21 protein-coding genes and 2 pseudogenes are annotated in these 23,962 nt (G+C 66.0%); 10 read left to right on the top strand and 13 right to left on the bottom strand.

The genetic code is table 11. The annotated features are described in order from the left end of the window. Nucleotides 1-37: 37 nt before the first annotated feature. The 6 genes from DP939_RS44155 (at nucleotide 38) to DP939_RS49575 (ending at nucleotide 7,338) form a co-directional block, all read left to right on the top strand. Nucleotides 38-922, top strand: a complete 885-nt coding sequence (locus DP939_RS44155) for an ABC transporter ATP-binding protein (RefSeq protein ID WP_113986824.1) — start codon at nucleotides 38-40, stop codon at nucleotides 920-922. Next, nucleotides 919-2,511, top strand: a complete 1,593-nt coding sequence (locus tag DP939_RS44150; RefSeq protein ID WP_113986823.1) for an ABC transporter permease — start codon at nucleotides 919-921, stop codon at nucleotides 2,509-2,511. The genes DP939_RS44155 and DP939_RS44150 overlap by 4 nt, the downstream gene beginning before the upstream one ends. Before the next feature lie 173 nt (nucleotides 2,512-2,684). Continuing rightward, on the top strand, nucleotides 2,685-2,879 hold the full coding sequence (locus tag DP939_RS45805) for a hypothetical protein (protein ID WP_147268401.1): 195 nt from the start codon (nucleotides 2,685-2,687) through the stop codon (nucleotides 2,877-2,879). Between the two features lie 407 nt (nucleotides 2,880-3,286). Next, nucleotides 3,287-3,781: an RNA polymerase sigma factor gene (locus DP939_RS44145; RefSeq protein ID WP_113986822.1), complete on the top strand. Its 495-nt coding sequence runs from the start codon at nucleotides 3,287-3,289 to the stop codon at nucleotides 3,779-3,781. Further along, nucleotides 3,778-6,867, top strand: a complete 3,090-nt coding sequence (locus tag DP939_RS44140; protein ID WP_225878928.1) for an AfsR/SARP family transcriptional regulator — start codon at nucleotides 3,778-3,780, stop codon at nucleotides 6,865-6,867. The genes DP939_RS44145 and DP939_RS44140 overlap by 4 nt, the downstream gene beginning before the upstream one ends. A 30-nt stretch (nucleotides 6,868-6,897) precedes the next feature. Continuing rightward, nucleotides 6,898-7,338 carry an ATP synthase beta subunit C-terminal domain-containing protein gene (locus DP939_RS49575; RefSeq protein WP_404828642.1) on the top strand — a complete coding sequence of 147 codons (441 nt, stop codon included), beginning with the start codon at nucleotides 6,898-6,900 and terminating at the stop codon, nucleotides 7,336-7,338. Nucleotides 7,339-7,479: 141 nt separating this feature from the next. On the opposite strand, the gene DP939_RS44135 is transcribed toward DP939_RS49575, so the two are convergent. Continuing rightward, nucleotides 7,480-7,884 carry an STAS domain-containing protein gene (locus tag DP939_RS44135; RefSeq protein WP_158579005.1) on the bottom strand — a complete coding sequence of 135 codons (405 nt, stop codon included), beginning with the start codon at nucleotides 7,882-7,884 and terminating at the stop codon, nucleotides 7,480-7,482. 109 nt (nucleotides 7,885-7,993) lie between these two features. Continuing rightward, the gene (locus tag DP939_RS44130) at nucleotides 7,994-8,140 is read right to left on the bottom strand and encodes a DUF1918 domain-containing protein (protein WP_113986820.1); all 147 of its coding nucleotides are present in this window, start codon (nucleotides 8,138-8,140) and stop codon (nucleotides 7,994-7,996) included. Here DP939_RS44130 and DP939_RS44125 point away from each other — a divergent pair. The 3 genes and pseudogenes from DP939_RS44125 (at nucleotide 8,097) to DP939_RS44115 (ending at nucleotide 10,681) form a co-directional block, all read left to right on the top strand. Next, a complete protein-coding gene (locus DP939_RS44125; protein WP_113986819.1) occupies nucleotides 8,097-8,696 on the top strand; it encodes a WS/DGAT domain-containing protein in 600 nt (199 codons plus the stop codon). The genes DP939_RS44130 and DP939_RS44125 overlap by 44 nt on opposite strands. A gap of 91 nt (nucleotides 8,697-8,787) precedes the next feature. Then, nucleotides 8,788-9,779, top strand: a pseudogene (gene gap, locus DP939_RS44120) (type I glyceraldehyde-3-phosphate dehydrogenase). Nucleotides 9,780-9,829: 50 nt separating this feature from the next. Next, the gene (locus DP939_RS44115) at nucleotides 9,830-10,681 is read left to right on the top strand and encodes a universal stress protein (RefSeq protein ID WP_225878927.1); all 852 of its coding nucleotides are present in this window, start codon (nucleotides 9,830-9,832) and stop codon (nucleotides 10,679-10,681) included. Nucleotides 10,682-11,201: 520 nt separating this feature from the next. Here the strand turns inward: DP939_RS44115 and DP939_RS44110 are convergent. The 8 genes from DP939_RS44110 to DP939_RS44075 all read right to left on the bottom strand — a co-directional run bounded on the left by DP939_RS44110 (nucleotide 11,202) and on the right by DP939_RS44075 (nucleotide 20,459). Continuing rightward, nucleotides 11,202-11,960, bottom strand: coding sequence for an SDR family NAD(P)-dependent oxidoreductase (locus DP939_RS44110; RefSeq protein ID WP_113986817.1), 759 nt, complete (start codon nucleotides 11,958-11,960; stop codon nucleotides 11,202-11,204). 37 nt (nucleotides 11,961-11,997) lie between these two features. After that, entirely contained in the window at nucleotides 11,998-13,200 is a 1,203-nt protein-coding gene (locus tag DP939_RS44105; protein ID WP_113986816.1) for an FAD-dependent oxidoreductase, read from the bottom strand. A gap of 85 nt (nucleotides 13,201-13,285) precedes the next feature. Continuing rightward, nucleotides 13,286-14,590, bottom strand: coding sequence for an NAD(P)/FAD-dependent oxidoreductase (locus DP939_RS44100; RefSeq protein WP_199565827.1), 1,305 nt, complete (start codon nucleotides 14,588-14,590; stop codon nucleotides 13,286-13,288). A 78-nt stretch (nucleotides 14,591-14,668) separates the two neighbouring features. After that, nucleotides 14,669-15,988, bottom strand: coding sequence for a cation:proton antiporter (locus DP939_RS44095; RefSeq protein ID WP_113986815.1), 1,320 nt, complete (start codon nucleotides 15,986-15,988; stop codon nucleotides 14,669-14,671). An 83-nt stretch (nucleotides 15,989-16,071) separates the two neighbouring features. Then, nucleotides 16,072-16,587, bottom strand: coding sequence for a flavin reductase family protein (locus DP939_RS44090; protein ID WP_199565826.1), 516 nt, complete (start codon nucleotides 16,585-16,587; stop codon nucleotides 16,072-16,074). Between the two features lie 77 nt (nucleotides 16,588-16,664). Beyond that, a complete protein-coding gene (locus DP939_RS44085) occupies nucleotides 16,665-17,648 on the bottom strand; it encodes a methionyl-tRNA formyltransferase (protein ID WP_113986814.1) in 984 nt (327 codons plus the stop codon). 45 nt (nucleotides 17,649-17,693) lie between these two features. After that, on the bottom strand, nucleotides 17,694-19,181 hold the full coding sequence (locus DP939_RS44080) for an FAD-binding oxidoreductase (protein WP_113986813.1): 1,488 nt from the start codon (nucleotides 19,179-19,181) through the stop codon (nucleotides 17,694-17,696). Nucleotides 19,182-20,048: 867 nt separating this feature from the next. Continuing rightward, on the bottom strand, nucleotides 20,049-20,459 hold the full coding sequence (locus tag DP939_RS44075) for a MerR family transcriptional regulator (protein WP_113986827.1): 411 nt from the start codon (nucleotides 20,457-20,459) through the stop codon (nucleotides 20,049-20,051). A gap of 434 nt (nucleotides 20,460-20,893) precedes the next feature. On the opposite strand from DP939_RS44075, the gene DP939_RS44070 reads away from it, so the two are divergent. Next, nucleotides 20,894-21,586, top strand: coding sequence for a response regulator transcription factor (locus tag DP939_RS44070; protein WP_113986812.1), 693 nt, complete (start codon nucleotides 20,894-20,896; stop codon nucleotides 21,584-21,586). Between the two features lie 59 nt (nucleotides 21,587-21,645). Here the strand turns inward: DP939_RS44070 and aroH are convergent, their stop codons facing one another. From aroH to DP939_RS44055, 3 genes and pseudogenes are all read right to left on the bottom strand, one after another. Continuing rightward, complete coding sequence (aroH, locus tag DP939_RS44065; RefSeq protein WP_113986811.1) at nucleotides 21,646-22,065, bottom strand: chorismate mutase; 420 nt, start codon at nucleotides 22,063-22,065, stop codon at nucleotides 21,646-21,648. Between the two features lie 220 nt (nucleotides 22,066-22,285). Then, the gene (locus tag DP939_RS44060; RefSeq protein WP_113986810.1) at nucleotides 22,286-23,506 is read right to left on the bottom strand and encodes an MFS transporter; all 1,221 of its coding nucleotides are present in this window, start codon (nucleotides 23,504-23,506) and stop codon (nucleotides 22,286-22,288) included. A gap of 213 nt (nucleotides 23,507-23,719) precedes the next feature. Then, nucleotides 23,720-23,962 (bottom strand): annotated as a pseudogene (locus tag DP939_RS44055) (IS630 family transposase); the annotation flags it as partial.

Raw genomic sequence — 23,962 nt, 5'->3', positions numbered from 1 at the left:
GCAACGTCATATCGGACGTCGCTACAGGGAGGCGCCCATGCCTGCCGTGTTCGTCGGTGGCCTGGTCAAGCGCTACGGCAAGGTCCGCGCTCTGGACGGGCTCGACCTGACCGTACGCACCGGCGAGGTGCACGGATTCCTCGGCCCGAACGGCTCGGGCAAGACCACCACCCTGCGCGTCCTGCTCGGCCTGCTGCGCCCCGACGCGGGACGGGCCGTACTCCTCGGTGGCGACCCCTACCGGGACGCGGTGGAACTGCACCGGCGGCTGGCGTACGTGCCCGGCGATGTCGTGCTGTGGCCCACCCTGTCCGGCGGCGAGGCCATCGACCTGCTCGGACGACTGCGCGGCGGCCTCGATCCACGCCGTAAGGCCGCCCTGCTGGACCGCTTCGACCTCGACCCCACCCGCAGGGGCCGCACCTACTCCAAGGGCAACCGCCAGAAGGTGGCCCTGATCGCGGCCCTGGCCTCGAACGTCGAACTGCTCCTGCTCGATGAGCCCACCTCCGGCCTGGACCCGCTGATGGAAGCGGTCTTCCGCGAGACCGTCCGCGAAGAACGCGCCGCAGGCCGCACGGTCCTGCTGTCCAGCCACCTGCTGTCCGAGGTGGAAGCCCTCTGCGACCAGGTCACCATCATCCGTGACGGCCGCGCGGTCGAGACCGGCACACTCGCTCAGCTCCGCCACCTCACCCGCACCTCGATCAGCGCCGAACTGGACCGTGTCCCCGGCGATCTGGCGCGGGCGGAAGGCGTGCACGACCTGACGATCGACGGCTCGCGGGTGCGATTCCACATCGACACCGAACACCTGGACAAGGCGCTGCGGCTGCTGACGGAGTCCGGTGTACGCGGACTGACCTGCCGGCCGCCCACGCTGGAAGAGCTGTTCCTGCGGCACTACCAGGCCGGGCGATGACCGGCACACTGACGCTGGCGCGGCTGGCGCTGCGCCGGGACCGCCTCCTGCTGCTCGCCTGGATCGCCGTCATCACCGCGATGGTCGTCGCCAGTGCCTCGGCCATCGCCGAGCTGTACCCGCAGGTGGCCCAGCGTGTCGCGCTCGGGGTCACCGTCGGCTCCGCGCCCGCCTTACAGGCGCTGACCGGGCCCGTCTTCGATTCGACCTCGGTGGGCGGGCTGACCGCCTGGCGGGTCACCACGATGGCCTCGGTACTGGCCGCGCTGATGAGCGTCCTCATCGTGACCCGGTACACCCGGGCCGAGGAGGAGAGCGGCAGGGCCGAGCTGGTCGGCGCCCTCCCGGTGGGGCGGCACGCGATGCCCGCCGCGGCGGTGCTCGTGGCCGCGGGCGCGAACGTGCTGACCGGCGTGCTCATCACGTTCGGGCTGGCCGGGCAGGGACTGCCCTTCGCGGGCGGCCTCGCCTTCGGCGCGGCGGTGAGCGGGGCCGGGTGGTCCTTCACCGGTGTCGCGATCGTCGTGGGCCAGCTGACGGCGCATGCCCGTACGGCCAACGCCATCGCCATCGCGACCCTGGGCGCGGCCTTCCTGCTGCGCGCCCTCGGCGACGCGGCGCGGATCGAGGCGCTGTCCTGGCTGTCCCCGCTCGGCTGGGCCCAGCGGGTGCGCGCCTTCGCGGGCGAACGCTGGTGGGTGGTGGCCCTGCTCGCGGCGAGCGGCCTGGTCCTCATCACCGTGGCGGCCCTGCTGTCCGGCAGGCGCGACCTGGGTGCGGGGCTCGTCGCCCCCCGTGCGGGGCCGCGTGATGCCGCCGCCTGGCTGAAGAGCCCGCTCGCGCTGGCCTGGCGGCTGCAACGCGGGGCCCTGCTGGGCTGGACGGCGGCATTCGCCGCCGTGGGCGCGCTGCTCGGCGTACTGGCTCACAGTGTCGGTGACGTCGTACGCGACAACCCGCGACTGGCCGACCTGCTGCCCCGGATGGGCGGCGGGACGGATGTGCTGACCGATACGTTCCTGGCCGCCGAGCTGGGCGTGCTCGCCCTGGTCGCGGGCGGCTACGCCATCCAGGCCACCCTGCGGCTGCACGGCGAGGAGTCCGCGAACCGCGCCGACCCCGTACTGGCCACCGCCGTCCCCCGATGGCGCTGGACCGCCGGCCACCTGGGCATCGCGCTGGCCGGCAGCGCCGCCGTACTGGCCGTCGCCGGTCTGGCCGCCGGGCTCGGCCACGGCATCACGACCGGCGACCCTGCCGGGCAGGCCCTGCGGCTGCTCGGCGCCGCACTCATCCAGGTCCCCGCCACCTGGACCTTGGCCGGGATCGCGATGCTGCTGTTCGGCCTGCTCCCCCGGCTGACCACGCTCGCCTGGGCGGCGCTCATCGCCTTCGCCTTGCTCGGCCAGCTCGGCGAACTGCTGCGGCTGGACGACCGGATCCGAAACCTGTCGCCCTTCGCCCACGTGCCACCAGCCCTGTCCGGACCGGTGGACCCGATCCCGCTCCTGGGGCTCACCGCGCTCACCACGGCACTCACCCTGGTCGGCGTCCTCGCCTTCCAGCGCCGTGACCTGCACGGAAACTGATGGCGGCGCTCCTGTTCACCGGTCGGCCAGCGAACGCACCCTCCTACTCAGAGGCGCACGGGCAAATCACCGGCCGCCGAACCAGTCCAGCTCCCCATATCAACCCACGCCGCCCGCGCCCGCCGAGTCGACTGCTCGACGACGGACTGTTCGCCTGAGGAATCGCGGCTCCGGTGAACCTCGTCGCGACCAGTGTGAACGACGCCACCCTCTGCACCGCGCTGGGCGGCGCGCTCGCCGCGCAGTTGCTGGACGCCTTCGGCGTGAGCACCGTCTCCATGACCTTAGTGATCAGGGGCGGCTTACCGATAAACGGTCTGGGCTCATATCGAGGTCCGGGTCATGCCAGCACGCGATTACTTGAGTAGCACGGATGACCTCGCGGGCATACTCCTCGGTCTGGAAGAGACCCAAAGGAAGAGTTTCAGCCCGGTTGCACGCGAAGCTGATCCCACTGCTCTTACAGGCATGAGACCAGGGAGCGGGGACGCCGTCGATCCCCCTGAGGGCACACCGCAAGGCGTCGAACGGGCGGGGAGTTCGTCGTCGATCACCTCGGTGGCGATCCTGCTGAATGCGGCCACCGCGGGCATCGGCGGCCTCTATACGGCTACACACTCATTGTGGGTGACGGTGATCGCTGCCGTTTTGGTAGCGGTCTTAGCGTTCTGCCTGCCCCGGCCTCGGGCGCCGCGCAATGATTCCTGAGCAAATGCGCGGTAGGGAAGTCGCTGCGGCGCACGCGTATGCCTGCCGACGTTGAGGGGACCGGCCCGTGTCGGAGTCGTTCGAGGCGTTCTTCCGCAAGGACTACATTCGGCTCATCGCATTCGTGGTGAGCTGTGGATTTACTGCTGACGAGGCAGAGGAGGCCGCGCAGGAGGCGATGGTGGCAGTGTTTCGCCGCTGGACGTATGTCGCCGAGCCCCAGGCTTACGTCCGCCTGACCGCGCGGCGTTTGGCCGTTCAGCGCCGACAACGTGAGCAACAGGGGCTGTCGCTGGCCATGGAGGCTACCTGGGCAGGCGCACGCCCTCATGCTCAGTCGTTTCATCCTGAGCCGGACGTAGATCATTACTTGGCCATTGTGCGACGGCTGCCCGAACGGCAACGTCACGTGTTCGCCTGGTACCTGGAGGGGTTCAGCCACAGCCAGATCGCCAAGATCGAGCAGATGCCTGAGGCAACCGTGCGATCTCATCTGCGACACGCCAAAGATCGGCTCGCACAATGGTTTAGGCCTGGTACGGAGAAAGGAGATGAGCCATGACAGATCACAACGCCCTGCCCAAGGGCAAGCACGGGCCTGAGCAGATGCATGAGCGTCTCGTCGCTGCGCTGGCCGCCTCGATCGACACTGAACGGGCGTTGGAGCGTGTGCTCGTCCAGGGCCGACCCCAGACCCTGGACATCCGGATCCTCGGCCCGCTCCGCGCCTTCCGCGGCGACCAGGAACTCGATCTAGGTTCCCCACCGCAGCGGGCCATGCTTGCCATGCTGCTGCTGTATGAGGGCCGCGTGGCCACCTTCGAGGAGCTGAGCGCCGCCATCTGGGACGAGGAGGCACCATCCCGCGCCCGCGCCCGCGCCACACTGCACACGTACGTCACCCGCCTGCGTGCGCTGCTGGAGCCAGACCGCTCCAATTTTGAGCTGCTGACCTCCGGCGGCCAAGGCTACGTGTTGCGCCTGCCCGCCGACGTCCTGGACCTCACCCGCTTCGATCGCGGCATCGCCGAGGCCGAGGCCGCGCGCAAGGCGGGCCGCCTGCGCGAGGCCGCCGAGAGCCTGCGCGCCTCGCTCACGCTGTTCGAGGGTGAGCCACTCACCGGTATCGTCGGCCCCTACGCTGAGCGGCAGCGCGCCCACCTCGCCGAGCGCCGCCTCAGCGCCATCGAGACGCTCATGGATCTCGAATTGGACCTGGGCAACCACGCCGGCATCGTCGCCGAACTGATCGCGCTCACGGCCGACCATCCGCTGCACGAGGGCCTGTGCGCCCAGCTTATGCTGGCCCTTTACCGCTGCGGCCGACATAGCGACGCCCTCAACACCTTCACCCAGATGCGCAAGGCTCTGATCGACAACCTGGGCATCGAGCCCCGCCCGGAGCTAAGTACTCTTTACCAGCGCATCCTCGCCGCCGACCCGACCCTCAATTCGGTCCCCGCCAGGCAGCCCCAGGGGCCCAAGCTGCCTGGGCCCGCGCAGCTCCCCGCTGACATCAACGACTTCACCGGCCGCTGGGAAGTCGCCGCACGGCTGCGCACGCTGCTGTCGGCCCAGCCCGTGGCTGAGGGCATGCCGCTGGTGGCCATCTCCGGTCTTGCGGGCGTCGGCAAGACCGCCCTCGCCGTGCATGTCGCGCACCAGGCCACAGAGGCATTCCCCGACGGCCAGCTCTACGCCGATCTGCGCGCCTACACTGACGAAGCCACCCGTCCCGAATTCGCACTCGGTGGCTTCCTGCGCGCGCTCGGCATGCCGCCAGACCTCATTCCCGATGGGCTGACCGAGCGATCGGCGCTCTACCGCTCGATCCTGGCCGAGCGGCGCATCCTGGTGCTGCTCGACAACGCCCACGACGCCGATCAGGTCAGCCCACTACTGCCCGGTTCCCCCGGCTGCGCCACAATCGTCACCAGCCGAATCAAGTTGGCCGATCTGCCCGGCGCCCACCTGGTGGAGCTGGGCGTGATGGAGCCGGATGAGGCACTATCGCTGTTGTCCGCCGTGGCGGGGCGCGAGCGCGTAGCAGCCGAGCACAGCGCGGCCACGGACGTGGTCACCGCCTGCCGGTTCCTGCCGCTCGCGGTGCGCCTCCTGGCAGCCCGCCTCGCCGCCCGCCCGTCCTGGACGGTCGCCACGCTCGCCGCCCGCCTGGCCCACGCGCAGCGTCGCCCGGACCTGCTGCGAGTCGGCAACCTGAGCTTCGAGTCCCCCTTCGCGCTCGCCTACAGTCAACTCACCCCCGAACAGGCCCGCGTGTTCCGGCTACTGTCGCTGCCCAACGGTCCCGACATCTCCGCCGACGCCGCGGCGGCCTTGCTGGACCTCAGCGTGTCCAAGGCCGAGGAGCTGCTGGAATCGCTGCTCGACGCGAGCCTCCTGGAGATTTCCGGCCCGGGCCGCTACCGCCTCCGCGACACACTCAGGCCGCTCACCCGGCGCGAGCTGGACAAGAGCGAGCGCCCCGAAGACAGGGCGGCGGCGCTGCGCCGACTCCTCGGCTTCTACCTGGCCTCCGCCCAAGCGGCGCACCGGCTGGCCTACGAGAACAGCATGATCGCCGATGACCTCGTGGCGTCCGGCGTCGGGGGCACGTTCCCCTCGGCCGACGAGGCCGTGACGTGGCTGATCGTCGAGAGCGACTTGCTGTTCGCGACCATCGACCAGGCCGTCGCCTCCGCCCGTATGGGCGAGCAACTACTGCCCGTCGGCGACCTGCTGGTGGCCATGGAACCGCTGCTGGACTCGGGCGCCCATACCCGCGAGTTCGACCGAGGCGCCCGGGCCGTGCTGGCCGCCGCCCTCACACTCGGGGACCGCGGCAGCGAGTTGCGCTCCCGCTACGTGCTAGGCCGCGTGTTGTTCGACGCCGACAAGCCGCGCGAGGCCGAGGAGCAGCTTCGGCGCGCACACGAGTTGTCGGTCGAGTACGGCGAGAAGGCCATCACCGGCCAGGTGCTCACCGCCCTGGCCGTGGTCGTCGGCAGGCAGCGCCGGCACGCCGACGCCCTGGCACTGTTCGACGCGGCGATGAACTGGTACCGCGAGAACGGCGTGCTCACCGGCGAAGCGCTTAGCCTCTCCTACTCGGCGCGTGACCACCTCGGCATGGGAGAAATCGAGGGCGCAATCGCTGCCGCGGAGAAGGGCGTCGCCATGTTCACGGAGGCTGGCAGCGATGGCGGCACCGCCCGCGCCCGTTACCACCTTGGCGTCGTCCTGTCACGCACGGGGCGTCTAGCTGGATCCGTTTACCACCACCTTGAGGCACTGGCGTTCTTCCGCGCCACCAATCAGCACGTCTGGGAACAGCGGGTGTGCTTGCGCCTGGCCGAGACCTTCATCACCGCCAAGCGCTATCCGGAGGCCGTTCACCATGCTGAGCAGGCGCTGATCATCTCTCGCGACATCAGTTACCCCTACGGGGAGGCGATGTCACTGACCGTGCTCGGCAACGCCCTGCGCGAGCTCGGCAGCACCAGCAGGAGCCTCGATTGCCTGCAGCAGGCGTTCGACATCTTCTCCCGCCTCAGCGCCCCCGAGGCCGACCCCCTCAGGGCCATTCTCGACAGGACACATTCCGTGAAGGCCGGCAGCTCGGATCGACCGATCTCGCGTCCAGAGTGATCAAAAGGCGCTTTCAGGTACTTAAAAAGCATTGCGGCGCACCTGCTCGATCAGCCCGCCAGGGGAGCCAGGCCCAGGCGCGAGTACCAATCGAGCGGGTCACCCGCATGCTCCGGATGTCCATCCGCCGATCGACCCGCTGTCGTCCCTGTCCCGCCTGATGGTGCCGAGGTAGGCGCGGACAGGACCCAGCCCGAGCACATGGACCTAGCGGCCAAGATCCTGACCGCGCTCGCCCACGCCCGGCAGGCCGCCGGACCGATCGGCGCGGACGCGTTGAGCGCCGCCGCGCGCCGCTATCTCCACCTGCGTACAGCCTTTGAGCGCGCCCTGCTCGCGCAGCGTCATGACGAGCGAAGACCGCTCGACGAGACCCTTCGACCGGGCTCAGCACTTGCTGTCCACATTGCCCAGGCGCCAACTTTCCTTGCTGTCCGCCACCCTCGATGTCCACTACCGGACCTTGAATGAATTGCGAGCGTCACACCTGAGGCGAAAGACCCCTTACGCTATCCACTGGTCCCGGCCGATAATGAATATTACCGGCACGCCTTGAAATTTCACGCAGGCGGAAATTCGGTGAATCCACTATGGAACCATGTCCTCTCCGGCTCACGTCGCCGCCCCGGCCAGGTGCTCCAGGCCGGTCAGCTTCAGCAGCCGGGCCACGGCCCGCGAGTACCCCGTCAGCCGCATGCTTCCTCTATGGGCCACCACCTGGTTGCGTGCGGCGATCAGTACGGCCAGCCCGCGGGCGTCCATGAAGTCGACCCCACCAAGGTCGACCACAAGGCAAGTGCCAGGCTCGGACTCGGCGAGGACGCCGGTCACGAATGCCCGCACATGCGGCTCGGCGGTGATGTCGAGCTCCCCGGCGACCCTGACGACGACCCCCTGCTTGGACCGGTGAACGTCCAGCAGCAGCCCACCGCCTGCCCAGGCCGATGCCCCACATGTTCTCCGAACACGGTGCAGGCGGCCCATTGGCTTGAGGATGGGCGGCAGGTAGAAGGACATGGAGACAAGGTAGGCAGCGCCTACCGCCCCGGGCCAGGGACCAAGGTCCCGACTCCTGCGGTGCCGATGATCCGTGGCCTCGGAACGCTCATTCCGGCCGCGTTCTCGGTTAGTGTGTGACATGTTCGACGCGAGCGTCCGGGCCGGGGAACACCAGTGCCAGGTGCCCTTGATCGAGCCAGCGAACCGTGTACGGTGGCGAACCATCGGCGTTGCGCACCTCCACGATCACCCTGGGCGCGACGGTCAACGACATCGCGCTCACCCTGACCGCCGCCGGGGTGGCCCGGCTGCTCTACGAGGCGGGTGAGGCCACCACCGGCCGAACGATCCGCGTGTCGGTACCGGTGGCGGCACGGCCTGACGTACGCAACTCCGGCGGCAGTCCCCCCACCATGGTCGTCCTGCCGCTGGACGAACCCGATCCACGGCTGTTTCTCGACCGGGCCTCGGCACAGACACGCGCCGCCAAGGCCGCGCGCTCGCACCACGCGCCGGCCCCGCTCTTTCCGACCTTCGCGGTGCGCCTGATGATGCGGTGGCTGCGTCGGCACGGTTCGGAACGGGTCAGCCTCTACACGACGAACGTGCCCGGCCCGGCCTCGACACTGTGGCTGGACAGAGCCCCCTTCGTGAACGTCTGGCCGATCGCCCCCGTGTCGTACGGTCTGCCGCTCGCCGTGGCCGTACTGACCTACGCGGGCACCCTGACGATGACCGCCAACGCGTCGCCCGACCTGCGGCACCTGCCCGCATTCGTAACCGGAGCCGAGGCCGCCATGGCGACCCTGGCACGGCAAGCCGCGTCTTGAGCCCTTCGGCAACGGTCACCGGGGCCTTCGCCCCTGCCCATGCGATCACCCCGGCGCGACCATCGAAATGGCAGCCAACGGAGGAGAGATCATGAAGATCGGCATCAACGGATTCGGCCGGATCAGCCGCGCCGTACTGCGCTGTGGCCTGGCCAGTGGCCTCGACATCGTCGCCATCAACGATGTGGCCGACCCTGCCGCCCTGGCACATCTGCTCAGGCACGACAGCGTCTATGGAACCTACGGCACCTTCGTCGCCGCGTCAGCGAACGCGATCAACGTGGACGGCCGCTCCATCCCGATCAGCGCCCACCGCGACCCCGCGCACATCGACTGGGCCAACTATGGGGGTGGACCTGGTCGTCGAGTGCTCCGGCAGGTTCCGGGCGAGCGAGGACGCCGCACTGCACCTCAAGAGCGGCGCGCGCAAGGTGCTGATCTCCGCGCCCGGCAAGGGCGTGGACGCGACGATCGTTCCCGGCGTCAACGACGGCCTACGATGCGGCCCGTCACGAGATCGTCTCACTCGCGTCCTGCACGACCAACTGCGTCGCCCCCATGGTCAGCGTGCTGCACCGCAGGTTCGGCATCGTCAAGGGGTTCATGACGACCGTCCACGCCTACACCGGCGACCAGCGACTCATCGACGCACCGCACAAGGACCCTCGCAGGGCTAGGGCGGCGGCCGTCAACATCGTCCTCACCACCACGGGGGCGGCCCGGATGGTGGGCCAGGTACTGCCCGAGCTGGCGGGGCGGCTGGACGGCATCGCGCTGCGTGTCCCTGTCGAGGACGGCTCCCTCACCGACCTCACCGCGGTACTGACACGGCCGGTCACCGCCGCCGAGGTCAACGAGGCGTTCGAGACGGCGGCCTATGAGGAACTGCACGGGATCCTGCGCTTCAGCATCGACCCGCTGGTCTCCCGGGACATCATCGGCGACCCCGCCTCGTGCGTCTTCGACGCGCCGCTGACCCAGGCCGACGGCGAACTGGTCAAGGTGTTCGGCTGGTATGACAACGAGTGGGGATATGCCAACCGGCTGGTGGAGATGGCCGCCATCATGACCGCCGAAACCTGACCAAGACCTTCGGCGGGCAAGTCAGTGAACGGGGCCTTGGAGGAGACACCATGATCATAACCGGAATGGACGGCTCACACGCCGGCCTCGAAGCGGCCTCCTGGGCCGCCCGCGAGGCCACCCTGCGCCAGACACCGCTGCAAATAGCCCATGCCATCCCGCAGTGGGCCTGCGAAACCACCACCGGCCGCTACGCCGAGATCGCCGAATGGATGCGCGACGGCGGGCACAGCGTGCTCACCGCCGCCGCCGACCGCGCCCACCGCGAACGCCCGGAAATCGAGATCCGCACCGCACTGCTGCCCGGCGACCCCCGCACCGCCCTGACCACGGCCTCCGAAGAGGCCGAGCTCATGGTCATCGGCAGCCACGGCCTCGGCGCGGTCCGCGGGCTTCTCGTCGGGTCCGTCGCGTACGGTGTCGCCGGACACGCCTCCTGCGACGTGGTCATGGTGGGTGAGCTGCCTTCGCTGCCCAGGGGCGAGGTGGTGGTCGGAGTCGACGGCTCACCGGGCGGCGAGTACATGCTGGACGTCGCCTTTGCCGAAGCCGAACTACACGGCGCCACCGTACGCGCCGTCCACTCCTGCGACCAGCCCTGGACCACCGACCCCCGCACCTCCGACCAACGACCGTTCGCCCTCACCGAGGCCCTGGCCGATCACCGCCGACGGTACCCCGAGGTCACCGTGACGGAAGAAGTCGTCCACGACCACCCCGTAGGCGCCCTCCGCCAGGCCGCCATAGGAGCAGACCCCCTCGTGGTCGGCTCCCACGGATACGGCACCTTCGCGGGCATGATCATCGGATCAGTCAGCCAAGCCTTGCTACACGAATCCCCCTGCCCGCTCATGGTGGTCCGCCAGAAAGCGGCCCCCAGTGGCGCGGAAGCACTCGATTGAGAGGCTTCGTGAACCGGGCCATTGCTGCTGGTGAACCGATCTCCGGCTAGGCGAGCAGGTCATCGACGCTGGCCTGTGCATGGGCGTGATACGGATCCAGTCGGGGCTCACCTTGCACTACGCGGGGTTGCAGTGTGCGATAGGAGGGCCGGTCCGCGACCAACGTCCCGGCCCACAGCCAGGGCGATGACGCCAAAAGAAGATCTCCGGGCGCAAGCGCAGCATCGTGGTCGACACCCTCGGCTTGGCACTCGCCGCGCCGGTCACCGCAGCCGGCGCCTCCGACAGCGCTGCCAGACTGCCATCGACCACGCTCGCCGCCTCCCACCTAGTGCTGTGAGAGTAGTCCAGGACACCCCGCGCCCTCCGCGCAACCGCGCGGGGCGACAGCAGCGGCGCGGAGGGCATGGCCCTGAGGTCTGTCGTAGCTCATCGTTGGCAGGCAAAGCCCTTGTCCCACCGTCCCGCCGCGATGCCAAGACCTCGCGAGCCCTGATGAGCTATTACCAGTCCTTATCAGTCATAGAAGTTCGAGCCCACCATCAACGGTCAAAACCTGCCCTGTCAGCCAGGTCACGGACGGGTCCGCCACGCGCAGGACCCATTCGGCGAGCTCGTCCGGCTCTCCACGGCGGCCGAGCGGGATGCGGTCGGCCTCCTCTTGCTTGATCCGAGCCACCATCCCCGGGGACAAGCCCGCGGCGGTGAGGGCGTCGGTTTCGGTAGGGCCTGGCGCTATCGCGTTGACGCGAACGCCGTCGGGCGCCAGCTCCAGCGCCCAGCTTCGGGTGAGCTGCTCAAGCGCGGCCTTGGCCGCCGCGTAGTGCGCCGCGCCGGGCAGGGGCCGATGACCATATGTGCTGGATATGTTGACGATCGATCCCCGCGAGGAGCGGAGCAGCGCGACAGCGGCGTTGACGAGCAGGCTGGGAGCCACGACGTTCAGGTCGAGCAAGGCGTGGATCCGGGCGGCGGCGACTTCGCCCAACGGCATCAGCGCCGTCGCGCCCGCGTTGTTCACCAGCACGTCCACGCGCTGCCAGCGTTCGACCGCAGCCCCGATGATCGTCTCGGCGGCATCTTCGGCACATATGTCGGCGACAAGGGGCATGATGCGTGGATCCGCCGCGGCCACTTTCTTGAGCGCATCCGTCTGGCGGTCGACTGCCAGTACATTGGCGCCGGACCGAACGAAGGCCAGCGCCGTCGCCCGGCCGATCCCCGAGCCCGCTCCCGTGACCACCGCGACCCTTTCCGCGAACGTGCTGGTCGCGTTCATCGGGTACCTCGCGTATAGCCCGCAGCAGGCGGGAGCCTCATATGTTGCCCTGACCGGCGACGCTCAGTTCGTCAACGATCTCACTCCACCGCTTCCGCAGCTCGGATTGTCCGAGGCTCAGCTCCTCGAAGCGATCGCGGAACCAACTGGTGCCGCCGCCGACCGGCCAAAACCCACTCCCCAGTTTGCGCTGACCCGCCTGGAACTCATCAATGAAGGGGCGCCTGGCTCGGACGAACGCATCGAGGTGTTCTGTACCACCGACTGCATCGTCGGAGCGGATTGCCTCGCCCACCAGCAGCGCGTCCTGGAGCGCGGTGTTGAGCCCCTGGCCACCGATGTTGTACATGCCATGGGAGCTGTCCCCGAGCAAAATCACGCCTTCCTGACGCCACGTCGGCGTGTGAACGATCTGTGGGGCAATGCTGATGATCTTGTTTGGATTCGCGTGGGAGCGCAGTGCCATAGTGAGGATGTCATCCTGCCCACTCACTGTCCTTATCGCCCAATCCACCACCGTTTGAGGCGTTGCGTCGCGGTCGGCAAGATGGGTGAACACATATGTCATCCCAGGGGCGGCGCCCGGGACGGTCGTGGCCATCCCATCAGGGCGGCGATGGGCGCGTATCGTCCGCGGATATCCTTCGGGTGTCGGGACGGGGACAAGCGAGAGCTGGTGATCCCCACCTTCGATCCGGGCCTTGATGCCGGCGAGCCGACGGGTCTCGGACAGCTTCCCATCGGCGGCGACGATCCAACGCGAGTCGATTCGACGCTGCCTTTCGGCTCCGTTCCCCTCTCTGATGACGATGCTGCATTGGCCGGGACGCATGCTGTCGATCCGCTGGACAGCGGCTCCCGTACGCACTGCGACCAAAGGATGCCGGCTCACCTTGTCCAAGAGCAGCTTCCTGAGCATCCCCTGAGTGATGTTCAGCGCATGGTGCACCGGGGTATTCGTGAGGTCGGCGAAGAAACCGGAGAATATCTTTCCTTGGGGACCGTACTCTTCGATCGCGGTAATGGCGCCCTCCTGCTCCGCCGAATGTTCGAACGCGGCGAGCCTGTGCAGTAGATCCAGAGTCACCGGCTGCAAAAGGGCGCCTTGGCGGCTGAGAGTCGGGTCGGCCTGCTTTTCAACGATCGTCACCGAGATTCCCCGCCTTGCCAGGACTTCGGTGAGCACCAAGCCCGCGGGCCCGGCGCCAATGACGGCGACGTCTGCGCGTGAGTTCTCCATAGGTTCCTTTCCCGGAAGCGGCTTCCGCACATGCCGAGCCGACTGTGCGGAAGCCGCCGAGACGGTGCCAGATGATGAAGGCGGCTTAAACTCCCATTTCGACCCGCTCGAGGAGTTCCAGGTCCGGATACACGGGGCATCCGTAGAAGTACTCGAAGGGGGCGAAGGTGTCCCACCTGCGCTCGCTCTTGAGATAGCGGGCCAGGGCGTTCCCCTGGCTCCAGAAGTCCCCCGCCAGTAGTAGCGACACGTGTCGCTCCTCAATGAAGTCGGGCAGGTCCTCGCGGTACTGACGAAAGTTGAACTTGTAGTCGTAGAAGCCGCGGATGAGCCGGAAGTAGGTGTCGTAGCCGGTCTTGTAGAAGCTCTCGTACGAAGCTTGGAGCTGTTCGGTCCGGTACGGGTGTTCCAGCGCCGCGGCCACGGTCCGGCCGGCCTCACGACCGGTCACCATGGCCAGGAAGACGCCGCCGGAGAAGATCGGATCCACGAAGCAGCCCGCGTCCCCGACCATCAGCCAGCCCGGTCCGGCGATCTCGTCGGACAGATAGCAGTAGTCGGTCTCAATACGGATCTTGGTGGAGGGCTCGGTGCCCTCCAGGCGCTGGGCGATACGGGGGATCCGCGCGCGGTGCTCGTCGAAGATCTGCTCAGGTTCACCATGCCGTCGGAAGGTGTCCTTGTGCATCACCGTGCCAATGCTGATGGTGTCTTCCCAGACCGGGATCGCCCACACCCAGCCGTCCTTGTGGTTGCCGATCTGGATATCGCCCCGCTCGCCAGGATTCGCCGCTTCGTCGAGTCCGGTGAAGTGCCGGTAGATGGCGACCATGCGCAGTTGGTCGACGCTGCGCCTCAAGCCGAACGCATGGGCGACCTTCCCGCTGCGGCCGCTTGCGTCCACCACGTACTGAGCGCGCACCTCCCTCGTCTCACCTTCGTGGCGGTAGCGCACACCGACGACGCGCCCGTCCTCCACGATCAGTTCGTCGACCGGGGCGGGGTTGCGTATCTGCGCGCCGGCCTCTTGGGCGTGCTCAAGCAGCGCGTTGTCGAAGTGGGCTCGCTCGACCTGGAACGTCTGATGGTGGCGCCCCGGACCCTGGTCTTCGAAGGAGACCCGCCGGAACGAGCCGGTTCGGTCCGTGAACTCCGCGCCGCACTTGGGAACGTAGCCGTTGTTCGCGAACGGCTCGAGGAGTCCCATCTGTTCGAGCACACCGGCCGTGTAGGGCAGAAGCGATTCCCCGATGTGGAAGCGGGGGAATGGAGACTTCTCCAGCAGGAGAACCGATCGGCCCTCCGCAGCGATGGTCGAAGCCGCGGTTGCGCCACCGGGTCCGCCACCGATGACGACCACGTCAACGGTCTCGTACGGGTCCACGCTCACTTGTTCACCTTCATTTCGATTTGGCGCCAATAAGGCTTGATGGCTTGGTAGGCGTTAGAACGGTCAGTGAATATAGAGTCACACTTCCACTTTTTGCTTCGGGGCCGCGGAATCGTCACGGGATTCGCCGCCATCGCGTCGCAGCAGCCTCTCCTCTTGCGGTTCGGGCAGTGCCAGCCGATACAGTGGTACAGCCGCCGCCGTGGTGATCACAGCCACCAACACGAGCATGGAGAAAAGCTCGGTTCCAATAATTCCTTGAGCGAGCCCGATGTTGATGAAGATCAAAATCATGAGGCCACGTGCGTTCATCAGGCCGCCCACGGCATAGGATTCACGCCAGCTGAATCCAATCGCTCGCATGGCGACTGCACACCCGAAGTATTTGCCGATGAACCCGGCGGCGAGAATCATAATGAAGGGAATGGCCAGACTCCATGTGGCCAGCCCGTTCAATTGTGTGTTCAGGCCGGAGAACGTGAAGAACGTGGGCAGCAAAATCACGCATACCGCATCCATCAGGCGACCGTGCAGCGCCTCTCTGAACGCCTTGTTGCGCGGCATCGCCAACCCGGCGATGAATCCGCCGAACACAGAGTAGATCCCGATATAGTCGGTGAAGTATCCCGCGAGCAGCACTACGACGATCACGATGTACATCTGCTCGAACCCGAAGCCCCCGGTCCGCTCCACCCAAGATCCCAGAGGCTTGAGCAGCCGCCGGACTCCAAAGATCATGACTATGGCAAAGACAGCGGCCAGGCCGATCGTCCGCAGCGCCTGCGCCGGCCCGGCGTTGGCGTGCAGGGCTGCGAGGACCGCCAGGAAGCACCAGGCAGCCGCATCGTCGACCGACGCGCCAAAGAGCGTCAGACGGCCCAGCCGAGAATTCTGCAGGCCACGCTCGTAGAGGATTCTGGCGAGCATGGGGAAGGCCGTGAGCGACAGCGCGCCCCCGACGAAGAGCACGAATTCAAACCTGCTAACGCCCGGACTGGATAGCCGCTCGTACACCAGGTACCCCGCACCGGCTCCCAGCAGCAGTGACGGAATCATTCCCGATATCGCCAGGGCCGCGGCCTGCCCCGTCTCCTTACCGCCTTGGGTTTCCCCGTGGCTGAGTCCCGCTCCCACCAGGAACATGAACAAGGTGAGTCCGATCGTGCTGAGCACGTAGAGAATCGGCTTCACCTCGGGCGGGAAGATCCCGCGCTGGACCTCAGGGGCCACCGCGCCGAACAAGGTGGGTCCCAGCAGCACCCCGGCGACCATCTCACCCAGGACCCTGGGCTGCTTCACCAGGATCGCGAGCCGGCCGCACAGCGCGGAGACCACAAGGATCACCAGGATCGCCGGCAGGACCTTCAGGACGAGCTCGAGGTTCTTATCCTCGACCATCGCCAATTGAGCACTTAGCGACAAGATCCTTTCCTCACTACTCGGGTATGCGGGAAAGCCACAGCACAATGGCGCGAACGGAATCAGCGATCCGCTATCTCGTGATATGCCCCTCGAAAGAAGAGCAACGGCGCGGAAACGGCCGCGTCGGTCGATGCCGCGACGATGCGGCCGACCATGATGTAGTGATCTCCGCCCTCGTGGACCTCTGATACGCGGCATTCGAGTAAGGCCAGCACACCTGAGAGGAGCGGTGCCCCCGTTGCGCCCCGCCGCCATTCCAGTTCGCCGAACCGGTTGAACCCGGGCTTGGCGAACTGTTGGGAAATCTGCGCCTGGGCTGCACTGAGAATGTTGATCGCGAAGAGATCCGCCTCGGTGATATGAGGGAATAGTTGCGACGCGCGTGATACAGAGAAGAGAACGAGCGGCGGATTGAGGGAAACAGAAGCGAACGAATTAACGGTCATCCCGATGGGCCCGTGTGACGTCATCGTGGTGACGACGGCAACCCCTGTCGTAAACCTTCCTAGCACGTCCCGGAGGCCATCCTTGTCAGCGAGCTCCGGCAGCGCATCGTCGTTATGGCTTCGGCCCAAGACCAGCTGATCCTGCGCCTTGTCTCACACAGAAGGCTCCGTCTCTGCCATTTTCGTGGTCGGCCAGAGGACGAATCTCACAGCGAGGCGAATCGTTGGGCCGATCCACCCAGCAGCGTGCCGTGCGGCATCGAACGTTCGTAGTCCCGTACGAAGATCTCGATGCCATCCTGCTCGATCGTGATGATCTGCACCCACTCGTCCTTGGTCGCGACGAACAGCCCCGTATCGGAACGCCGCACGATTCCCGGATGGTCGAGTGGCGCCCAGCAGGTGCGGCCGGCGACGCCCACGCTGAGGATCACGACGCGCTCCCCATTTGGGCCGCTCGTGAACGCGCCGGGATGCCGGTAGCCCGCCCGCACCGCGCGGCGCACCGACTCCCCGCTCTGAGTGAAGTCGAGCAGGTAGTCCTCTTCCGTCGGCCTCCCGAAGTACGAGCGCAGTTCCTCGTCCTGATAGGTCCTGGTGAAGGAACGATCGGCAAGTCGCGGGATGAGCTCACCCAGCATCTCGACGTTGAGCAGTTCCTGAGCGGTTCGTAGCTTGAGCGCGGTCTCCTGACCGGTGAGCGGCATCGGCTTCTGCATGATGATCGGCCCCGCGTCGATCCCTGGGGTCATCTCGATCGCTGACACCGCACCGAACCGTTCGCCGTGACGCACCATCCAGTAGAAAGGCGCCAGTCCCGCGTAGCGCGGAAGCGGACTGGGATGGAAATTGACGGAGGTCACTCGTGGAACGTCCAGCAGTTCCTGCCTGAGGATCTGCTGGTAGTTGCCCACGATGAAATAGTCGGCCGCGAGCTCACGCAAGCTCCGCAGCGACTCGGGCGAGTTGACCTTGGGGGGGCGGAACACGGGGACGTCAAGCGCGGCCGCCTGGCTGACCAGGTCGACCTGCTCCCGGTCGTCGACGAAGTACGAGCAGAGTCTTCCGGGCGGCGAGGTGACCACGCCCGCCAGCGAGACTTGCGGGTGCCTGCTCAGTAGGTCGAGAAAGGGGGACCCGAGCTTTGAGTTGACCTCGGAGAAGAGTACGACCTTGATCCGTGTGGACACGGCGCCTTCCTTTAGCGATCACGGTGTCGTTCAGAAACATCGGGGTCAGGAGTACCGCCCTCGCGCAATCGCGCCGTTCGGGTCCAGCGTCTTCTTCAGACGGCGGACGAGTTCCCGCGCGCCGGGGTCGGGGCTCAGGCGGTCAACCCAGTCGGCATGGTCGATGTCAAGGCGGTACGGCATGAAGCCCGTGGCGGAGAAGAGCTCATAGGCGCGGTCCAGTGCCCGATGGGCGCGCTCGGCCGCGCGTTCCTCGCGCGCGAACTTGACCGTGACGACGAAGTCGATGACGTCTGCGTTCAAAGCATTCACGGTGCAGCCGGCGCGGACGCCGGTCTCCTCATGGACCTGCGCCAGCAGTCCATGCGCCCTGGCGATGTCCTCCCCAGAGAACGGCACGAGGGGAAGGAAGAACAGCCATCCGAGCCCGTGCTCGTCCACCCTGGCGGCGGGCTGTCCCAGCGTGGCTTCAAGCATTCCGTCGTTGTAGCTCGGGTCGCCGCTGTAAGCGCCCTCCACCATGGCTACGACGGCGTCGCCGCCGGCCTCCCGCCCGGCTGGGGTGGCGTCCGTGAACAAGCCGCTGGACACCGCCTCTTCGAGGATCAGGCTCGAGATGGCGGCGACAGATCGTTCGGTCCCGTCGATGCACAGGTGGGCCAAGAATCCGCCCGCGCTGCCCCCATAAGATGCCGCCGACACCGTGTCGTAAATCTTGAGTACGCCTCCGACCAGCCCCTGAGCCACCCAGCGCCGAAGCGCGCCCACCGCCGAGATGAGATTCCGCGGGGCGAAACCGAGCCGGATGACCCGCTGTGCCTTTGGCCGATGCAGAAGGCGCACGGCGGCTGCGGACACCACGCCCAGATCGGATTGCACGAAGAGTTGAAGCAATGAAGGCCCAAGACCGTACGGATACAGCGGCGTGCGTCGGCCCTCTTCCGGCCACCAGCCCACATGGACCAGCTGCCCGTCGGGTAAGACGACCTCCAAGCCCAACAGGTCATCGACCCGTTGCTGGCGCAGCCCCACTCCACGGTCCAGCCCGTTGCCGATGATGCTCGTATGCGCCGATGATGCGGTGACGTTGAGCATGCGGTCCGTGCCCGCCAGCGACGCGGCCAGGCGGCCCTGCGTGACGCCGGGTTCGACGATGGCGAACCCGGCGTCGATGTCGAGGCGGCGGATCTCGTCCAGGTCGCTGAGGTCGAGGGTAACGGTGCGGTCGCGAGCGGGCTCAGCCGAGCCCAGCCCCCAGTTCCGTCCGGTGCTGACAATATGCAGGCCGATCGGGAGGTCGGGGTCGTCGAAGTATTCAACGATTCGGCAGACCTGGTCGACCGTCGCCGGACGGATCACTCCAAAGCTTCGCCTGGTCCGGTACATGCCGACGTTCGGACGGCTTCTCTCTACCCCGTTCGTGCCGGTAGCGAATTCGTCCACACGACCCGGCCCTACCAGGTCACGGATCTTGGACAAGACGCGAATGACGGATGCCAGCTCGCCGTGAATTGTCGCCGACCGAATTGGCATTCAGTACCTCCCCGCAATTCGAGCACATACGGAGAACGTCCCCGTTGCATGTCCCGCAGGCACGATCCTGCTGTGTGCTCAGGCGATAGGTAAGCCCCGAAGAGGGACCCAACGTTCGTCTGATGCCTTCCACAATCGGGCTGCCCCAATCGGGTACCCCGTCTGGCACATGAGCGAGGAAAAGGCGAAAACCCGCAGCTCAGCCCAGGCAAGCCAGTCACAGCATTTCCCACACTGAGAGGATGGCGGTGAGCGGCAGTGCCCGCCGAGAAATGGGTACCGAACCGCGCGGCTGGCTGCCGATGCCTATGGGGCGACCGATTTCATGGCGCATCAGCAGCGCTCATGGTCCGTCGAGGAAAGGCCTCATGGAGCGACGGTGATCAACGCCCAGTCGCACATGCGGGCGTCTTTGGCGCCCTACGGCCGGCGGCGGCGCATCGGCCCTGCGGCATCAGCCGAGCGACTGCCTGAGCACGTCTAGCCAGGAAGCGCGATTGCAGCGTTGAAGGCGGCAGGGTGCCACGAGCGGGAGTTGGAGCTACCGCCGCGCAGTCTGATGTGGCACGCTCATCGCATGGCGCCGATGCAGCCAGCGGTGTGGACATCATGGTGGTCGGCTGACCGGACCTCAAAGACCATCCGCACCGCACGCTCGCGCAGTTCCTGCGGGTACTTCCTGGGGGCTGGCATCGCGTGTGATTCTCCCTTCCGCCAGCACGATCATGCTGGCTTCAGGGTCTCTAAGAAAGTCGGAGCGGCTCAGGGTTCGGTCGGCGCGCCAGGATGCCCTGTCGGGGCCACAGAACGAGTGGGCGTGTCGGAACGATGCCTCAGCTCGTTCAGTTGGTCGGCGGTACAGGCGGCTTACGCATCCTGAGCATGCCGCAGCAACTCGGCGAGACCCGCATTCGCCGAGTTCTGGCGAAGCCTGGCGATGCGTCGCAGCAACTCTTGCCGGTGCTGCTCCAGCACCGCCATCTTGTCGTCGATGATGGCCAGCCGTTCTTCGTACATCGGGATCGCGTGGTCGGCGTCTCGGCAGGCCATGAAGGCGGCCATTTCCATGCCCAGGCACGGAGCCACTCGCTGGATGTCATCGACTGTCAGGCCGGCCTGCAGCAGTTCTCTGACGTTGCGAACGCGGTTAACCGCCGCGTCGTCATACTCGCGCCAGCCCTTGCCCGTCCGGTGGGCATGCAGAAGCCCCTTCTGCTCGTAGTAGCGAATCGAACGGCGGCTCACGCCCGTTCGCTCCGACAACTCTCCGATCTGCATGATCACTTCCGTTCACGGCGATGTCGGCTGACATGCCGACGCGAGGGGGCCATCTCTACCTTCGTACCGCCTCATTCTCCCGGTGTCGAGTGCATACCTGATCCATGACTCGGGCAGAGCACCAACGTGGTCGCCCTGCAGAGGGCCCGTCATGCGTGTGCGGGCCGAGAAACGCTTCGTCGCATGAGCACCGATCACCCGACCGGCCTCAGAAGTATCCCTGTTGACCTCAGTAACGAAGTGCGGCAAATGATCGCCGAACAGTGGGTTTCCTCGGATGGCGGGACCTTCGCACCGGCTCTCGGCCTCTCACGCTGCGGCAATGACGCAGCTCATTGACACATCCTTGCACACAGGGTGGCGCATTCAGCACTAGGCGCGACCGCAGGGTCATGCGCTAGGCTGACCCGGAAGCTTCCACAGGAAGGCAGGAGATGAGAACCGCCTCAGAACTCCAAAAGATTTCTGTTGCACTCTCCAGCGAAAATGAGTTTCGTCGACTGGGATTCGAACAGCTCCTGAAGAGAATAGCCGTCATCGACTCCTTCACCATCTACCATAGTGCCACCGAACTGGTGGCGAACGTTCTCGTCAACACGGACATCATCATCATTCCCATCAAAGAACTGGACGAAGCTCCTTCTCTCTTCATTCCACGGCTGCCCAGGCGAAGCAGGACGCTACTTCTACTTAATGGCGTCCCAGACGAGTGCGTTTCCTACATCGCCGCTGCACCTGCACATGGATTCCTTTCCGAGCACGAGTTATGCGCCAATACCCTGTCCCTGACATTACAGCGCATGATCGCCGGCGACGTTCCCATGCCACACGAGCTGACCAAAAAGCTGCTGAAGCTGGCGAGCGAGCCGCACAACAACGGCCCCGGTCAGGCCCCGATTCACCTGACTCCACGCGAGCAGGAGGTCTTAGTACTGCTCGTCGAAGGCCTGAGCAACAAGCAGATCGCCAGTCGCCTGACATTGTCTCAACACAGTATCAAACGCCTAGTGACCAACATCCTCGCGAAACTTAATTCGCCCAACCGAACTTCGGCTGTGGCCAAAGCCTTGAATGAGGGACTGGTATATCATGCGACCACGCCGGCGTCACAGCACATCGCCAGCTGACCTCCATTTACCAGGCTTACATAAAAAGGCTCTTAGAATGCCAGCGCCAGCTACTCATTTCACTTCGAAATCCCAGGAAATATGGCACGGGATTTTCGTTCTGCGAATACCCGTGCGGGCGTGATAGCTGACGCTCCGCGTAAGTACGGGTGGCGGATCTCAGCTCGGGCCCTGCTTGTCGTGACATGCGCCATCAATCTGATCACACGCGGCATGACATCGGACACGCTCATTTCGACGGCGCACAGCATCGGCACATCTGCAAGGCCGAACTCGTAGGCGGCGAGTGCGGGGAACTCGCTGACAAGATCGGGGGTCACGGTGAAGAAGATGCTGATCAGATCATCCAAGGTAACGTCGTTCTGCTGAAGCACGGCAGTGATCAGCTCCTTGGTCGCCACGCGAATCTCACCAGCATCATCCGCCGCTACCTGGATAGCGCCGCGAATAGCCCGTACGGCTGGTGCACTGGAGTTCATGGACCTCTCATCCGTGCTGATTCGGCTCCGCTGACAGACCGATCTTGCAGCATTTGGGAGCGTAGTTCACAGGCCCGCCTAGGGCACTACTTCGACTGCGCCCATTCATCTGCGTTTGTCGTACCCATATGGGCAGGTCGGTTGGCACAGCCATGTTGGTACACCCCAGGCCGCGAGCGACTGCCGACGACGAGCAAGCGGCGGCGTCGGATCCGATGGACTAGGTGCCGGCCTGCTGGGACTCGTCTACGCCGCCGGCCCTGACAGATGCTCGCGGAAGCGCCACAGCGTGTGCCCGAGGGGTGAGAAGGAAGGAGAGGGTCATTAGTACGGTGGCCGCCACCGGGACGTAGATGATGTCCGAGACGCCAATGATCGCTCCACCCGTCGCGCCGGCGACGCCCGTTCCTAGGTACAGACCGGAAATGTTCAGTGCGAGGGCGGTCATGCCGACCTGCGGTCCCGCCGCACTGAGAATGCTGCCTTGGATCGGGGGGTTGAGCCCCCAGGCGAAGACGGACCAGAAGGCGATGAGAAGGCCCATGACGATCGGGCTTTCGACCCCGCTGAAGGCCAGTACTGCTAGGAATGCCAGCGCGACGGCGTGCCCGCCGATGACCACGCGCAGGCTCCGCTGCGGACCAAGAGTGTCCGTGATCCGTCCGGCTAGCAGCGCACCTGCCAGACCTGCGATACCAACGATGAACAGCATGATCGATAGCAGCTGATAGGACCCGCTCGCCACCTCAGCAGTGAACTCGGCGAGGTAGGTGTAAAACATCAGCCCCCCGCTGGCAGCCAGGAAGGTGACCATCACCAAGCGAAGAACGGACATATCCCGCAGCGGAGCAAGTCGTTCACGTAACGCAGCCGGGGTGCTGCCGGGGACTTTCGGCACGGTGACCGCGAGTCCGACCAGTGCTATAGCGCCGACCGCCGCGATCAGCCAGAACGTCGCACGCCACCCGAACGCGCCCCCGAGCCACGAGCCGAGTGGCACCCCCGTGAACAGAGCGGCAGTCATGCCAGCCGTCACTACTCCGAGGTAGCGCCCTTGCATCCCCTCTGGCGCACCGACCGCCGTTGTCGTGAAGGCGGCGGAAGTGACGATGGCAGCAGCCGCCGCGGCGGCCACACGAGCCGCCATCAGGAACCAGTAGCCGGGAGCCGCAGCCGCTGCGACATTGGCCAGCACAAAGACCAGCAACCCAGCGACCATCACGGTCCGCTTGGGGAAGCGTTCAAAGATGAGCGCGAGCGTCGGCGCGCCGAGCGCATAAACGAGCGCGAACACGGTCACCAGCTGGCCAGCAGCCGAAACGCTGACATTCAGGTCAACCGCGACGGTCTTGAGTACTCCGGCGATGATGAACTCGTCTGTCGCCGTAGCCAGCAGAGTCAGGAAGAGCACGAACAGCCAACTTGGCAGGCTGCGTTTCATGGCGTGATGGACCTCCGTATCGCGTGTTTGCGAAGGCTGAGCCTTATACGGGTGTCACGCTAGGTACTGACACTGGTGTCATGGTCAAGCCCGGCTGACGACCCGCGCGCATGCTTGAGGCCAGGGACCAGGTCATGAAGGCGATGCCGGCTGGCCGTCCGCGACGCCGCCCATGTCGCCCTCGAACTCGCCCAGGACCCCAGACCGCTAGTGTCATGCGCCAGAAATCCGTCGTAGATATTTAGCGAGGGATTCGAGGATCTCCTCGGCGGTCTTCTTCCACACGAACGGGCGCGGGTTGTCGTTCCACTGGTCGATCCAGGCGCGGATGTCCTTCTCCAGAGCTTGGACGCTCTTGTGCACTCCGCGCCTGATCATCTGATCGGTCAGGAAGCCGAACCACCGCTCCACCTGGTTGATCCATGAGGACCCGGTCGGCGTGAAGTGCATGTGGAA

Origin of the sequence: Spongiactinospora rosea (genome assembly GCF_003315795.1) — a bacterium.
Lineage (GTDB): Bacteria > Actinomycetota > Actinomycetes > Streptosporangiales > Streptosporangiaceae > Spongiactinospora > Spongiactinospora rosea.
The sequence above is the reverse complement of the archived record's forward strand: the minus strand, read 5'-3'. Positions and strand labels throughout refer to the sequence as shown.

What these genes read in the sequence shown, in the direction of transcription:
- DP939_RS44155 (WP_113986824.1), top strand. Translation starts at nt 38, where the DNA reads ATGCCTGCCGTGTTCGTCGGTGGCCTGGTCAAGCGCTACGGCAAGGTC.
- DP939_RS44150 (WP_113986823.1), top strand. Translation starts at nt 919, where the DNA reads ATGACCGGCACACTGACGCTGGCGCGGCTGGCGCTGCGCCGGGACCGC.
- DP939_RS44140 (WP_225878928.1), top strand. Translation starts at nt 3,778, where the DNA reads ATGACAGATCACAACGCCCTGCCCAAGGGCAAGCACGGGCCTGAGCAG.
- DP939_RS44135 (WP_158579005.1), bottom strand. Translation starts at nt 7,884, where the DNA reads ATGTCCTTCTACCTGCCGCCCATCCTCAAGCCAATGGGCCGCCTGCAC.
- DP939_RS44130 (WP_113986820.1), bottom strand. Translation starts at nt 8,140, where the DNA reads ATGTCGTTGACCGTCGCGCCCAGGGTGATCGTGGAGGTGCGCAACGCC.
- DP939_RS44115 (WP_225878927.1), top strand. Translation starts at nt 9,830, where the DNA reads ATGATCATAACCGGAATGGACGGCTCACACGCCGGCCTCGAAGCGGCC.
- DP939_RS44110 (WP_113986817.1), bottom strand. Translation starts at nt 11,960, where the DNA reads ATGAACGCGACCAGCACGTTCGCGGAAAGGGTCGCGGTGGTCACGGGA.
- DP939_RS44105 (WP_113986816.1), bottom strand. Translation starts at nt 13,200, where the DNA reads ATGGAGAACTCACGCGCAGACGTCGCCGTCATTGGCGCCGGGCCCGCG.
- DP939_RS44095 (WP_113986815.1), bottom strand. Translation starts at nt 15,988, where the DNA reads ATGGTCGAGGATAAGAACCTCGAGCTCGTCCTGAAGGTCCTGCCGGCG.
- DP939_RS44080 (WP_113986813.1), bottom strand. Translation starts at nt 19,181, where the DNA reads ATGCCAATTCGGTCGGCGACAATTCACGGCGAGCTGGCATCCGTCATT.
- DP939_RS44075 (WP_113986827.1), bottom strand. Translation starts at nt 20,459, where the DNA reads ATGCAGATCGGAGAGTTGTCGGAGCGAACGGGCGTGAGCCGCCGTTCG.
- DP939_RS44070 (WP_113986812.1), top strand. Translation starts at nt 20,894, where the DNA reads ATGAGAACCGCCTCAGAACTCCAAAAGATTTCTGTTGCACTCTCCAGC.
- aroH (WP_113986811.1), bottom strand. Translation starts at nt 22,065, where the DNA reads ATGAACTCCAGTGCACCAGCCGTACGGGCTATTCGCGGCGCTATCCAG.
- DP939_RS44060 (WP_113986810.1), bottom strand. Translation starts at nt 23,506, where the DNA reads ATGAAACGCAGCCTGCCAAGTTGGCTGTTCGTGCTCTTCCTGACTCTG.